This is a genomic window from Pseudomonas sp. Pso3, assembly GCF_055393275.1.
The window spans coordinates 1,062,841-1,075,660 of the sequence record NZ_AP043687.1; the positions used below are offsets into that span (position 1 = coordinate 1,062,841).

Annotated in this window: 14 protein-coding genes; 6 read left to right on the top strand and 8 right to left on the bottom strand. The window is 67.7% G+C overall.

Annotation, left to right across the window (positions count from 1 at the left end; all coding sequences use genetic code 11):
* Positions 1-144: 144 nt before the first annotated feature.
* Genes ACZ5R1_RS04965 through ACZ5R1_RS04975 form a run of 3 tightly spaced genes read left to right on the top strand, consistent with a single transcriptional unit; the run spans position 145 to position 2,179 of the window.
* The gene (locus ACZ5R1_RS04965) at positions 145-969 is read left to right on the top strand and encodes an HDOD domain-containing protein (protein ID WP_161796604.1); all 825 of its coding nucleotides are present in this window, start codon (positions 145-147) and stop codon (positions 967-969) included.
* 26 nt (positions 970-995) lie between these two features.
* The gene (mutM, locus tag ACZ5R1_RS04970; RefSeq protein ID WP_027600251.1) at positions 996-1,808 is read left to right on the top strand and encodes a bifunctional DNA-formamidopyrimidine glycosylase/DNA-(apurinic or apyrimidinic site) lyase; all 813 of its coding nucleotides are present in this window, start codon (positions 996-998) and stop codon (positions 1,806-1,808) included.
* Positions 1,805-2,179 carry a c-type cytochrome gene (locus tag ACZ5R1_RS04975; RefSeq protein ID WP_027600800.1) on the top strand — a complete coding sequence of 125 codons (375 nt, stop codon included), beginning with the start codon at positions 1,805-1,807 and terminating at the stop codon, positions 2,177-2,179. The genes mutM and ACZ5R1_RS04975 overlap by 4 nt, the downstream gene beginning before the upstream one ends.
* Before the next feature lie 139 nt (positions 2,180-2,318).
* On the opposite strand, the gene ACZ5R1_RS04980 is transcribed toward ACZ5R1_RS04975, so the two are convergent.
* Genes ACZ5R1_RS04980 through ACZ5R1_RS04995 form a run of 4 tightly spaced genes read right to left on the bottom strand, consistent with a single transcriptional unit; the run spans position 2,319 to position 7,056 of the window.
* Positions 2,319-3,845 (bottom strand): DHA2 family efflux MFS transporter permease subunit, encoded by a 1,527-nt coding sequence (locus ACZ5R1_RS04980; protein WP_464712834.1) that lies wholly within the window; start codon positions 3,843-3,845, stop codon positions 2,319-2,321.
* A gap of 54 nt (positions 3,846-3,899) precedes the next feature.
* Positions 3,900-5,111 carry an HlyD/EmrA/EmrK family protein gene (locus tag ACZ5R1_RS04985; protein ID WP_007162089.1) on the bottom strand — a complete coding sequence of 404 codons (1,212 nt, stop codon included), beginning with the start codon at positions 5,109-5,111 and terminating at the stop codon, positions 3,900-3,902.
* A gap of 16 nt (positions 5,112-5,127) precedes the next feature.
* A complete protein-coding gene (locus ACZ5R1_RS04990) occupies positions 5,128-6,582 on the bottom strand; it encodes an efflux transporter outer membrane subunit (protein ID WP_044342445.1) in 1,455 nt (484 codons plus the stop codon).
* A gap of 3 nt (positions 6,583-6,585) precedes the next feature.
* Positions 6,586-7,056 carry a MarR family transcriptional regulator gene (locus ACZ5R1_RS04995; RefSeq protein ID WP_007162087.1) on the bottom strand — a complete coding sequence of 157 codons (471 nt, stop codon included), beginning with the start codon at positions 7,054-7,056 and terminating at the stop codon, positions 6,586-6,588.
* 182 nt (positions 7,057-7,238) lie between these two features.
* On the opposite strand from ACZ5R1_RS04995, the gene bipL reads away from it, so the two are divergent.
* The gene (gene bipL, locus ACZ5R1_RS05000) at positions 7,239-8,177 is read left to right on the top strand and encodes a phospholipase BipL (protein ID WP_284671624.1); all 939 of its coding nucleotides are present in this window, start codon (positions 7,239-7,241) and stop codon (positions 8,175-8,177) included.
* 6 nt (positions 8,178-8,183) lie between these two features.
* On the opposite strand, the gene ACZ5R1_RS05005 is transcribed toward bipL, so the two are convergent.
* A complete protein-coding gene (locus ACZ5R1_RS05005) occupies positions 8,184-8,921 on the bottom strand; it encodes a DUF2059 domain-containing protein (protein ID WP_144957080.1) in 738 nt (245 codons plus the stop codon).
* Positions 8,922-9,100: 179 nt separating this feature from the next.
* Here ACZ5R1_RS05005 and ACZ5R1_RS05010 point away from each other — a divergent pair, with 179 nt between their 5' ends.
* Both ACZ5R1_RS05010 and ACZ5R1_RS05015 read left to right on the top strand, forming a co-directional pair.
* Positions 9,101-9,733 carry a 2OG-Fe(II) oxygenase gene (locus ACZ5R1_RS05010; RefSeq protein ID WP_027600255.1) on the top strand — a complete coding sequence of 211 codons (633 nt, stop codon included), beginning with the start codon at positions 9,101-9,103 and terminating at the stop codon, positions 9,731-9,733.
* A gap of 31 nt (positions 9,734-9,764) precedes the next feature.
* Positions 9,765-10,259, top strand: a complete 495-nt coding sequence (locus ACZ5R1_RS05015) for a 2-thiouracil desulfurase family protein (RefSeq protein ID WP_197851815.1) — start codon at positions 9,765-9,767, stop codon at positions 10,257-10,259.
* On the opposite strand, the gene ACZ5R1_RS05020 is transcribed toward ACZ5R1_RS05015, so the two are convergent.
* From ACZ5R1_RS05020 to ACZ5R1_RS05030, 3 genes are all read right to left on the bottom strand, one after another.
* Positions 10,256-10,456, bottom strand: coding sequence for a hypothetical protein (locus ACZ5R1_RS05020; RefSeq protein WP_288407462.1), 201 nt, complete (start codon positions 10,454-10,456; stop codon positions 10,256-10,258). The genes ACZ5R1_RS05015 and ACZ5R1_RS05020 overlap by 4 nt on opposite strands.
* 122 nt (positions 10,457-10,578) lie before the next feature.
* Positions 10,579-11,937 carry a nucleobase:cation symporter-2 family protein gene (locus ACZ5R1_RS05025; protein WP_027600795.1) on the bottom strand — a complete coding sequence of 453 codons (1,359 nt, stop codon included), beginning with the start codon at positions 11,935-11,937 and terminating at the stop codon, positions 10,579-10,581.
* Between the two features lie 114 nt (positions 11,938-12,051).
* Positions 12,052-12,756, bottom strand: coding sequence for a methyl-accepting chemotaxis protein (locus ACZ5R1_RS05030; RefSeq protein ID WP_372237665.1), 705 nt, complete (start codon positions 12,754-12,756; stop codon positions 12,052-12,054).
* Positions 12,757-12,820 lie beyond the last annotated feature (64 nt).

Genomic DNA, 12,820 nt, shown 5'->3' on the forward strand with positions numbered 1-12,820 from the left:
CCCGAAGTTCCTTCGTCGCGCCCGATGGCATCGCCGGGCGGTGCGGAGTAAATTTGCGACATCCATCGCAGAGTAGTCCCCATGTCCCAAGCGTCCCCTCAGCTGACCGAGGAGCAGATCCGTCAGGCCCTGCAAGGCATCAGCATTCCCCCGCAGCCGCAGATCATGGTGGATCTGCAACTCGAACAGCTCATGCCCAGCCCCGATCTCAAGGTCATCTCGCGCCTGATCGGCCAGGACCCGGGGCTCTCGGGTGCCCTGCTCAAGCTGGTGAACTCGCCGTATTTCGGCCTCAGCAATCGCATCACCTCGATCCAGCGGGCGGTCAATCTGCTGGGCAGCCAGTCGGTCATCAACCTGATCAACGCCCAGTCGATCAAGGGCGAGCTCACCGACGAGACCATCGTCATCCTCAATCGCTTCTGGGACACCGCCCAGGACGTGGCCGAGACCTGCCTGAGCCTGGCCAAGAAGACCGGCTATCCGACCCCGGACGAGGCCTACGCCCTGGGTCTATTCCACAACTGCGGCATCCCGCTGATGCTCAAGCGCTTCCCCAACTACATGGCGGTGCTGGAAGAGGCCTATGCCAGCGTCAACGAGCAGGTACGGGTGGTGGACGTGGAGAATCGCATCTTCAGCACCAACCACGCCGTGGTGGGCTATTTCATCTCGCGCTCCTGGCGCCTGCCGGAGCACGTCGGCCAGGCCATCGCCAACCACCACAACGCCCAGTCGGTCTTTGACGAGGAGTCGACCACCGACATCCAGATCAAGAATCTGCTGGCCCTGCTGAAGATGGCCGAACACATCTGCGGCTGCTATCGCGCCCTCGGTGGCCAGGACGAGGATCACGAGTGGCAGGCCATCGCCCCGCGGGTGCTGGATCACGTCGGCCTGTCCGAGTACGACTTCGAGTCGCTCAAGGAGACCATCCTTGAAATGGGCAGCGGTCGGATCAATTACTAAGGCACCCGCAAGCCTCCTGGATCCTCATGCCCGAATTACCTGAAGTCGAAACCACCCGCCGGGGCATCGCGCCCCATGTCGTCGGTCAGCGCGTGCGCCGGGTCATCGTCCGCGACGGCCGGCTGCGCTGGCCGGTGCCCGAGGACCTGGATGTACGCCTTTCCGGGCAGCGCATCGAGGCCGTCGAGCGGCGGGCCAAGTACCTGCTGATCCGCGCCGAGAGCGGCACCCTGATCGGCCACCTGGGCATGTCCGGCAGCCTGCGCCTGGTGCCGGCCGACCAGCCGCCGGCCAAGCACGAGCACGTCGACATCGAGCTGGAATCCGGGTTGTCGCTGCGCTACACCGATCCCCGGCGTTTCGGCGCGCTGCTCTGGACCCAAGATCCCCATGCCCATGTGCTGCTTAGCAAGCTGGGCCCCGAGCCCCTGACCGAGGCCTTCGACGGCGGTCGGCTGTACGAGCTGTCGCGCGGACGCAGCATGGCGGTCAAGCCCTTCATCATGGACAACGCCGTGGTGGTGGGGGTGGGCAACATCTACGCCGCCGAGGCGCTGTTCGCCGCCGGTATCGATCCCCGCCGCGCCGCCGGCAGTGTTTCCCGGGCGCGCTACGACCGCCTGGCCGAAGAGATCAAGAAGGTGCTGGCGCGCTCCATCGAGAGTGGCGGCACCACCCTGCGCGATTTCATCGGCGGAGACGGGGCGCCGGGCTATTTCAAGCAGGAATTGTTCGTCTACGGCCGCAAGGGCGAATTCTGCAAGGTCTGCGGGACGGGATTGCAGGAGATCCGCCTCGGCCAGCGCGCCAGCGTCTATTGCCGCAAGTGCCAGCGATGAAGACCCTGGCCGCGGTGGTCCTGCTGACGCTGCTGGGCGGGGAGGCGGCCTGGGCGGATGCCGACAACGGCCGCAACCTCTTCCTGCGCCGCTGCCACAACTGCCATTCGGTGGGGCCGGGCGCCCAGTCCGGCTTTGGCCCCCAGCTCAATGACCTCTTTGGTCGTCAGGCCGGGAGCCTGGCCGGCTACAACTACTCCGACGCCATGCGCAATGCCGGCTTCGCCTGGGATCGCGAGGCCCTGGCGGCCTTCCTGCGCGATCCCGAACAGAAGGTGCCGGGTACCAAGATGAGATTCTGGGGCATCGGCGATGCCGAGGATCTGGGCGACATCGCCGACTACCTGCAGACCCAGCACAGCATTCCTTAGAACCTGTTCACGATCTCGCGAGCTAGAGATAAACAAGGCGAAAACGGCTGAGGAAGCGGAGTTTACGAGTGGTAAATGAGCATTCCGAAGCCGTTTTCAACGCCGTTTAGCCGACGCGCAGCAGATCGTGAACAGGTTCTTAGTGGTCGCCGCCTCCGGCGCCCGGCTTGGCCGCAAAGGGCGGCTTGGCCAGCCAGATGATCAGGAACAGCCCCATGAAGATCCAGCCGAGCAGGGTGAAGTAGTCCACCGTGGAGAGCATGTACGCCTGGCCTTCCACCACCTTGTCCAGCTGGGCATAGGCTTGCTGCGACGGCCCGCCGAGGGCGTCCAGGTAGTGCTGGGTGGCCGGGCTGTAGGGGGTCACGTCCTCGGTCAGCTGGGCATGGTGGTGGATGGCGCGCCGCTGCCATAGCCAGGTGGTCAGGGACGAGGCGAAGCTGCCACCCAGGACCCGCAAGAAGGTCGCCAGACCGCCGCCATCCGCCAGTTCCGAGGGCTTGAGGCTGGACAGCAGGATGCTGGTGGTGGGCATGAAGAACAGCGCCACGCCCAGGCCCATTAAGGTCTGCACCTCGGCGATGTGGCGATAGTCCACCTCGTTGTTGAAGGTGGCACGCATGAAGCAGGAGGCGCCGATCACCAGGAAGGAGCCGCCGGCCAGCAGCCGCAGATCGGTCTTGTGCGCGAACTTGCCCACCAGCGGTGAGAGGATCACCGGCAGGATGCCGATGGGCGCCGCGGCGAGGCCCGCCCATACCGGAGTGTAGCCGAGTTGCGTCTGCAGCCACTGGGGCAGCAGCAGGTTGATGCCGAAGAAGCCCGAATAGCCCAGTACCAGCGCCAGGGTGCCGCAGCTGAAGTTGCGATAGCGGAACAGCCGCAGATTGACGATGGGGTGCTTGTCGGTCAGTTCCCAGATCACCAGGGCGGTCAGGGCCACGGCGGAAAAGGCGGCGCCCAGGCAGATCAGGTTGGATTCGAACCAGTCCAGGTCGTTGCCCTTGTCCAGCACCACCTGCAGCACGCCCACGCCCAGCACCAGAAGGATCAGCCCGACATAGTCGATGGGCTGGTGCACCAGCTTTTCCGGCTTCTTGCCCAGCTGGCTCCAGACCACCAGGGTGGCGAAGATGCCGATGGGGATGTTGATGAAGAAGATCCACGGCCAGCTGTAGTTGTCAGTGATCCAGCCGCCGGCGATGGGGCCGATGATGGGCGCCACCACCGTCACCATGGCCAACAGCGCCAGGGCCATGCCGCGCTTGGCCGCCGGAAAGATCGCCAGCAGCAGGGTCTGGGCCATGGGATAGAGCGGGCCGGCGACGAAGCCCTGCATGGCGCGGAAGATCACCAGCTCCGGCATGGAGGTGGCGATGCCGCAGAGAAAGGAGGTGATGACGAAGAGCACCACGGCGGCCATGAACAGCTTGACCTCGCCGAAGCGGCGCGCCATCCAGCCGGTCAGCGGCAGGGCGATGGCGTTGCTCACGGCAAAGGCGGTGATGACCCAGGTGCCCTGTTCCGAACTCACCCCGAGGTTGCCGGAAATGGTGGTCAGGGCGACGTTGGCGATGGTGGTGTCGAGCACCTGCATGAAGGTGGCCAGGGACAGGCCCACCGTGGCGAGCACCAGGCTCGCCGGGCGAAAGGCGTTATCGCTCATGACGGATTACCAGAAGGGTGGACGGGGAGGCTCGCCAGGGAGCCTCCTTGGCTGTCAGCGCTTGGCGACGCCCGCGGCACGCGCCGCTGGACCGTTGTTGTGGACGATCTGCTGGATCAGCTGATCGGCCTCGGCCAGCTGATGGTCGTAGACGTCGGTGCTGTAGCGCGGCTGCTGCGGGGTGGTGGTGGGCAGGCGGGCGCCGTCCTGGTCGTGCAGGTCGACGTCGACCACGGTCGACAGGCCGATGCGCAGCGGGTGCTTGTCCAGGTTGTCGCCTTCCAGGCGGATCCGCACGGGCAGGCGCTGGACGATCTTGATCCAGTTGCCGGTGGCGTTCTGCGCCGGCAGCAGCGAGAAGGCGCTGCCGGTACCCACGCCCAGGCTTTCCACCACGCCGCGATAGCGCACGTCGTCGCCATAGAGGTCGGAATGGATTTCCACCGGTTGGCCGATGCGCATCTCGGCCAGCTGGGTTTCCTTGAAGTTGGCGTCGATCCAGATCTGGTCCAGGGGCACCACGGCCATCAGCGCCGCGCCGGGCTGCACGCGGCTGCCGACCTGTACCGAACGCTTGGCGACATAGCCGCTGACCGGCGCCACCAGGGTGCTGCGGGCGTGGTTCAGGTAGGCCTGGCGCAGCTGGGCGGCGGCGGCCTTGACGTCCGGGTGCGAGGCGATCTCGGTGTCGTCCACCAGCGCCTGGTTGGTATCCAGCTGCTGCTGGGCGGAGGTCAGGGAGCTCTGCGCCGCCACCAGGGTGTCCCGGGCATGGGCCAGTTCTTCCTTGGAGATGGCGCCGCCCTTGGCCAGTTGCTGGCGGCGGGCGTAGTCGGCACGGGCACGCTCGACCTCGACGCGCCGCGCGGCCACCTGGGCCTTGTAGCTGTCGACGTTGCTGAACAGGCCGCGCACCTGGCGTACGGTCTTGGCCAGGTTGGCCTCGGCGCTCTGCTGGGCCACGGCGGTGTCGCTGGGATCGAACTCCACCAGCGGCTGGCCCTGGCGGACGAAGTCGCCATCGTCCACGGCGATGCGGGTCACGGTGCCGGTGACCTGGGGCGTGATCTGCACCAGGTTGCCGTTGACGTAGGCGTCGTCGGTGCTGGCATGGAAGCGGCCATAGAACAGGTGGTAGCAGTAGACGCCCACGCCGGCCAGGATCACCACCAGCAGCAGGAGCAGCAGGAAGAGTTTGCGTTTGCCGGAGCGCTGCGGCTTCTGCTCCTGGGCATTGTCGTTGGGGGTTGCGGCGGAATCGGCCATGGTCGGGCTCTCGGTATCAGTGTGTGGCCGCGGCGGCGGGTGCCGGCGGCAGGTTGGACGGTTGGAAGCCGCCACCCAGGGCCTGCATCAGCAGCACGCCGCTGTCGATGCGATCGGCCCGGAGGCTGGCCAGCTGGCGCTCGGCCTGCAGCAGTTGCTGCTCGACGGTCAGGGCGTCGAGATAGTTGCCGATGCCGGCGCCATAGCGCTGCATGGCGATGTCGAAGGAGCTCTTGGCGATGTCGCGGGCCCGTTGCTGCTCGACGATCTGCTGGTCCAGCGAGCGCTGGCGGGTGATGGCGTCGGCGATGTCGCCCAGCGCCTGCACCAGGGTCTGGTTGTACTGGGCCACGGCCAGGTCGTAGTCGGCGTCCCGGCTGGCGAGATCGGCGCGGCGGCGACCGCCGTCGAAGATCGGCAGCGACAGTGCCGGACCGACGTTGAAGAAGCGCGCCGGTGCGCCGAACAGGGCATCGCCGAGGATGGCCTTGCTGCCGGCCGCCACCGTCAGGTTGAGATTGGGATAGAAGTTGGTCTTGCTTGCGGTGATGTCCTTGCTCGCGGCCTCCACGCGCCAGCGGGCGGCGATCAGGTCTGGACGGCGCCCGGCCAGCTCGGCGGGCAGCTGGGCCGGCAGATTCACCGCGGCGGGGGCGATCAGCTTGGGTCGCGGGATCTCGGCGCCCCGGTCGGGCCCCTTGCCCAGCAGCACGGCGAGACGGATCTGCGCGCTGCGCACCTGCTGCTCGGCGGCGGTATGAGAGGCTGCCGCGCTGGCTTCCAGACTCTGGGTCTGCTGCAGCTGGTAGTCGCTGTCGAGACCGGCGTCGACCCGGCGCTGGGCCAGGTCGAGCATGCCGCGGGTACGCTCCAGGTCCTGCTGGGCCACGTCCAGGCTGGTGTAGGCCAGACCGAGCTGGTTATAGGCACGGCTGACGTTGGCTGCCAGGGTCAGGCGTGCGGCCTGGCGATCCACCTCGCCGGCGCGGGCACGACCGAGGGCGGCTTCCCAGGCGGCGCGCTGGCCACCCCAGAGGTCGAAGCTGTAGCTGCCGCTCACATCGAACTGGCGCAGGGTGCTGTAGCGGTCGCCCTGACCGAGAGGATCGTCCGGTCGCGCCAGGCGCGAACGGGTCACACCGCCATTGGCGTCGATCTGCGGATAGCGATCGGCGTCGGCGGCGAGCACCGCGGCATCGGCCTGGCGACTGCGCGCATCGGCTTCCTGCAGCGAGGGGCTGTCACGCAGCGCCTCGCGGATCAGGCTGTCGAGTTGCGGATCGCCTAGCCGGGTCCACCAGTCGGCGCTCGGCCACTGGGCGGGGGAGAGGCGGTCGCTGGCAAAGGTGGCTTCGCCCTTGAGCGTCGCCGGATCCACGGCGCGCCCCTGGGTGTGCAGCCCTTCGGACGACACGCAGCCGGCCAGCAGCAGGGCGGCGCAGAGGGCGGTCAATGGCAGGCGAAAGGTCATGGGTCAGAGGTCTCCAGAGGTCTCCGGCAGCAGGCCGGAGGGGCTGAGCAGGCGGCGCAGCAGGCGTTCGAGGTCATCCAGTTCCTGGCGGTCCAGGCAGTGGGTCAGGTCGTTGAGCGCGTCCACGCCGATCTGCATGAGTTCGCTGCTCAGGGCCTGACCCTGTTCGGTCAGTTCCAGGCGTACCTGGCGGCGGTCGCTGAGGCTGCGTACGCGGCGCAGCAAGCCCTTGGCTTCCAGGCGATCGAGCATGCGGGTCATGGCGCCGCTGTCGAGGGACAGGCAGCGGCTGAGTTCGGCCGGGGTGTCGGTCTGGTCGCGGGCGAGCAGCAACAGCACCTTGAACTGGGCAGCGGTGATGTCGTAGGGCGCGAGGTGACTGTCCAGCACGCGATCCTTGTACTGGTTCGCGAGGTGGATCAAATGGCCTACGGAATTGCGCAGCGGAAAATTGCTACGGTCGAAATGTGACATTGCAGTATCTGCCCAGGCAATCAAGCGTATCCAGAATACTGCCTAGGCAGTGAAATATTCAGACACCTTTGCGCAGGGGAGAGTTGCGCATTTTGAAACAATTGGAAAAGTCTGCTGGCAGACGCTTGTCCCACGGCTGTCCGGACGCTGATCATGGTGGCTACTTCAGACTGAACCGAACCATGACCCCTCTCTTCGATCTAGACCGACTGCGCCAGGCCTTGGTGCCCCTGCGCCACGACCTGCCGCCGGATCTCGACCACCAGGGCTATCGCGCCCATTACCGCCTCGCGGACAGCCACGCGCGGCCGGAGCTGACCGTGGCCTTGGGCGCGCTGGCCGCCGGTGCCTACCGGCTCGCCGTGCAGGGTTGGTGGCCGCGCGAGCCGCGGGGCAGCCTGCTGCTGCTGCACGGCTACTACGATCACATGGGCCTCTATGGCCACGTGGTGGACTGGGCGCTGTCGCGGCAGCTGGCGGTGCTGGCCTGCGACCTGCCCGGGCATGGCCTGTCGAGCGGGGCCCGCGCCAGCATCAACGACTTCGCCGAATACCAGGCCACCCTGACGGCCCTGATCGCCGAGGCGCGGCGCCTGGACCTGCCGCGGCCCTGGCACCTGCTCGGCCAGAGCACCGGCGGCGCTATCCTGCTGGACTATCTGCTGCGCGGTGAGCCCGCTCCCGAACTGGGCGAGACGATCCTGCTGGCGCCCCTGGTCAGGCCCCATGCCTGGCGCCAGGGGTTGTGGACCTATCGGCTGGTGAAGCCCTTCGTGCGCGCCCTGCCGCGGCGCTTCTCGGTGAATTCCGGGGATCCGGCCTTTCTCGAATTCCTGCAGCAGGATGGCCTGCAGCCACGCGAGCTACCCGCGCAATGGGTCGGCGCTCTGGCGCGCTGGATTCCGCAACTGGAGGGGGCACCGGCCAGCTCCCGCCGCCCGCTGGTGATCCAGGGCGAGCAGGATTTCACCGTCGACTGGCGGCACAACCTGGGAGTGCTGGAGGCCAAGTTCGCGCGGCCCGAGGTGCTGCGCCTGCCGGAAGCGCGGCACCATCTGGTCAATGAGACCGCAGCCCTGCGCCAGCGCTATTTCCGCTGGCTGGACGACCGTCTCGCCTGAGCCGTCCTACTGGCCGCCGCCGCCCAGGCCGGCGCGCAGGGCCGCCACGGCGGCGCGGTAGTAGGCGCTGCCATTGGCCGAACTGGCGAAGTCGGCGAACTGGCCGAGTTCGCTGTCGTTCAGGGTGCGATAGACATAGAGCAGGGTGTTCTCCAGGTCGCCGGCATTCATCTGCTGGATGAATCTCTGACGCTGCTGCTCGATCATGCCGCCCGACTGCTGCTGACCCATCAGACCCGGCAGCATCGAACTCAGGCTGTCGGCGGCGAGGCCTGCCAGGGCCACGCTGACCTCGGCCCCGGCTTCACGCACGGGCAGGGCGGTGGCCAGGCGCTTGGCCTGGGCGCGGCGGGCCGGGCTGGCCTGCATCTGGGGCACGCCATTGGCGTTCTTGGCCAGCTGGTCGCTGCGGGTGGCGGCGATCTCCGCGGCGACCACCTTGCGGCCCACCGGCGACTGGAAGAACTGCAGGGCCGGGCCGTCTGCCGGCAAGCTCTGGCGCAGCGCGGCCAGGGCACGCTGGTCGATGGCCGCGGCGGTGTAGCGCTTGTTGCTGTTGTCGACCAGGCTCTGATAGAGCGCCGGCGGCAGGCTGTTCTGGTAGCGCTGCTGGGCGGCCTGCAGGGCGTCGCGGAAGTGTCCGCGCTGCTCGGGCCAACCTGCGGCCTGATAGAGGCTGACCGTGTCGTCGGCCAGAGCGGGCAGGCTGATGGCGAAAAGCAGGGAAGCGAACAGAACGCGCATGGACACCTCGGGCAGCGGCTTGGAGCCGGAAAGTCCGCCATTGTCGGCAACCCCAGGCTGGCTGTCGAGGCGCTCATCCCGGGCATTCGTCGCCTGGTCAAGGCAGGCGCGCAGCCGTGGCCGACTTCTCTTACACTCGGCATCCCGCCGGCCTGGCCCGGTCCGCTACGGTTTTCCCGATGGCTCTGCATCCCGAGCATCCCCTGCTGCAACGTATCGTCGACGATCTCGCCGAGCACGGCTGGTCGCGGCAGAGCATCTTCCTGCCCCTGGACCTCACCGCCGAACTGGCCGCCGAATGCCGCTTGCGCCATGCCCGCGGCGAGCTGGAGCGCGCCGGTATCGGCCGTGGCGAAAGCCCGCTGATCCGCGAGGGCGTCCGCGGCGATCACATCGCCTGGCTGGAGCCGGACGACGAGCATCCCGGCGTGCAGCGCTACCTGCAGCTCATGGACACCCTGCGCGAGGCCTTCAACCGCACCCTGTTCCTGGGGCTGGAAGACTACGAAAGCCACTTCGCCCTCTATCCGCCGGGGGCCTTCTATGCCCGCCACCTGGATCGCTTCCGCGACGACGACCGCCGCATGGTCTCCCTGGTGCTCTATCTCAACGACGCCTGGTTGCCGGAGCAGGGCGGCGAGCTGCGGCTCTATCTGGACGAGCAGCGCCACCAGGATGTCCTGCCGCTGGGCGGCAGCCTGGTGTGCTTCCTGTCCGGCCAATTGCCCCACGAGGTGCTGCCGGCCACCCGCGAGCGGCTGTCGCTGACCGGCTGGTTCCGCCGCCGTGGCGACAATCCGCTGCAGGGCTAGGCGGTAGATTGGCGACGGACGCGGAGGGCGTATGGAAAAGATACTGGTGAGTCGCTGCCTGCTGGGGCATCGGGTGCGCTATGACGGCGGCGCCCATGGCCCCTTCGATCTGCTGGGCGTCTGGCAGTCGGAAGGGCGCATCGTGCCCCTCTGTCCGGAGGTGGCCGGGGGTCTGCCCACGCCACGTCCGCCGGCCGAGATCCCCAGTGGCCAGGGCGGCGCCGTGCTGGACGGCCGGGTAGCGGTGGTAACCGTGGGCGGCGAAGACGTGACCGCCGCCTTCGTCGCCGGTGCCGAGGCCGCTCTCGAACTGATCGCGCGGCATGGCATCCGCCTGGCGGTGCTCAAGGCGCGCAGTCCGTCCTGCGGCAATCTGGAAAACTACGATGGCAGCTTCAGCGGCACCCGCGTGGCGGGCGAGGGGGTCACGGCGGCGGCGCTGAAACGCGCCGGCGTCGCCGTCTTCAACGAGACCGAACTGGTCGCGGCGCAGCGCCTGCTCGCGGCGCTGGAAGGCAACGCCTAGAGGATCTCCGGCTGGCGGCCCAGCAGGCTCTGGAAATGCGCCTTCTGCACGAAGCAGCCCTTGGGAAAGCGCCAGCCGACCAGCTCGCCCGGCTGCTTTTCGAGATTCTGGGCAAAGACGGTGGCGCCCATGGCACGCGCCAGGACGGCATATTCGCGCAGCGGGACCTTAACGACAGGAACATCCGGGCTGATCATGGGCGCTCTGCTGGGTGGGTCGCCCACGCTCGAAACGACGATCGCGGCAAGCCCACAGGTGACTTGCCAGGCTTATCGGCACCCCTGCGCGGAACTTCAGCCCGCGGATGAAAAAGCCTGGTCTAGCCAGCGGCTTTTGGCGTCTCCGGCAGGAACCAGTTCATCAGCAGGGCGCACAGGCCGCCGGTGGCGACGCCGGATTCCAGCACCGCCCTCAGGCCGGCCGGCATATGGGCGAGAAATTCCGGCACCTGGGAGATGCCCAGGCCCAGGGCCAGGGACACGGCGATGATCAGCAGCGCGCGTCGATCCAGCTCGACGCCGGCGAGGATGTTGATCCCCGAGGCGGCGACCGCGCCGAACATCACCATGGCCGCGCCGCCGAGCACCGGCTCGGGCACCGCCTGGATCACCCCGGCCACCGCCGGGAACAGCCCCAGCAGGACCAGGATGGCGGCGATCCACAGGCCGACATGGCGACTGGCGATGCCGGTCAGCTGGATCACCCCGTTGTTCTGGGCGAACACCGAGCTGGGAAAGGTGTTGAACAGCCCGGCCAGCAGCGAGTTGGCGCCGTTGACCAGCACCCCGCCCTTGATCCGCTGCATCCACAGCGGGCCTTCCACGGGTTCGCGGGAGACCTTGCTGGTGGCGGTGATGTCGCCGATGGCCTCCAGCGAGGTCACCAGGTAGATCACCAGCAGGGGCACGAACAGCGACCAGGAAAAGCCCAGGCCGAAGTGCAGCGGCAGGGGGATCTGCACCCAGGTAGCCTCGTGCATGCCGGTGAAGTTCAACCGGCCGAGCCAGGCCGCCAGGGCATAGCCCAGCAGCAGGGCGACGACGATGGCGCTGCTGCGCAGGGCGCGCAGCGGAATGCGATTGAGCACCACGATGGTGGCCAGTACGGTGCCCGACAGCAGCAGGTTCTCGCCATTGGCGAAGGTGCCGTTGCCCAGGGCCGCGAAGCCGCCGCCCATGCTGATCAGGCCGACCTTGATCAGCGTCAGGCCGATCATCAGCACCACGATGCCGGTCACCAGCGGAGTGATGAGGCGCTTGACGAAGGGCAGCACCCGCGATACCCCCATCTCGACGAAGGAGCCGGCCATCACCACGCCGAAGATGGCCGCCATCACGGCTTCCACCGGGGTGCCGTTCTTGACCATCAGGGCGCCACCGGCGATCAGCGGACCGACGAAGTTGAAGCTGGTGCCCTGGACGATCAGCAGCCCGGCGCCAAAGGGCCCGAAGCGGCGACACTGGACGAAGGTGGCGATGCCGGAGATCACCAGCGACATGGATACGATCAGGTTGGTGTCGCGCGGCGAGACGCCCAGGGCCTGACAGATCAGCAGACCGGGGGTGACGATGGGCACGATGATCGCCAACAGGTGCTGGATGGCGGCCAGCAGGGCGATCAGCGGGCGCGGTCGGTCCTGGGGACCATAGAGCAGTTCGGAGCGGGAAGGCTGGGACATGGGCGGAGTCGTCGCGGAAAAAGCGCCGATCTTACCGGATGCCCGCCCCGGGGCGCAGGGTCTTCGACCGGGACACAGCCGTCGGCCTGGCGGCCGGCGGCTGTCCCTTATGGCTTAGAGGATGAAGCGGGCCACGTCGCGATTGAGGTCGGCGGCGTGATGCTGCAGCGAGCGCGACTGGCGCTCCGAGTCCTCGGCGCCGCTGGCCAGGGTGTCGCCGAGGCCCTTGATGGTGATGACGTTGCGGGTGATCTCCTCGGTGACCGAGGTCTGCTCCTCGGCCGCGGTGGCGATCTGCAGGGACATCTCGGAGATGACGCCGGCACTCTGGGCGATCTCTTCCAGGGCGCTGGAGGCGCGTTCCACGTCGGCGACGCTGCGCTCGGCGATGGCCATGCTGCTGTCCATGCGCTGCACCGCCTGGCGGGTCATCTGCTGCAGGGTGCCGATGGTCTCGTTGATCTCCCGGGTCGAGGCCTGGGTCCGTTGCGACAGTGTCCGCACCTCGTCGGCGACCACCGCGAAGCCCCGGCCATGCTCGCCGGCGCGGGCCGCCTCGATGGCCGCGTTGAGCGCCAGCAGGTTGGTCTGCTCGGCGATGCTCTGGATGCTGTCCAGCACCTTGGCGATGGCCTGGGAGTGGTGGTCCAGCTCGCCGATCACCCGGGTGGCATCATCCACTTCCCGCGCCAGGCTGTTGATGGATTCCTTGCTGGTCTGCACCAGGGTCAGCCCCTGGGCGGTGCTGTCGGAAGACTGGCGGATGGCCTCGGCGGTCTGCTCGGCATTGCGGGCGATCTCCTGGGTGGCGGAAGACATCTCCGTCACCGCCGTGGCCACCAGGGTGATCTCCTGCTGCAGGCGCCCCAGTTCCCGGGTGGCC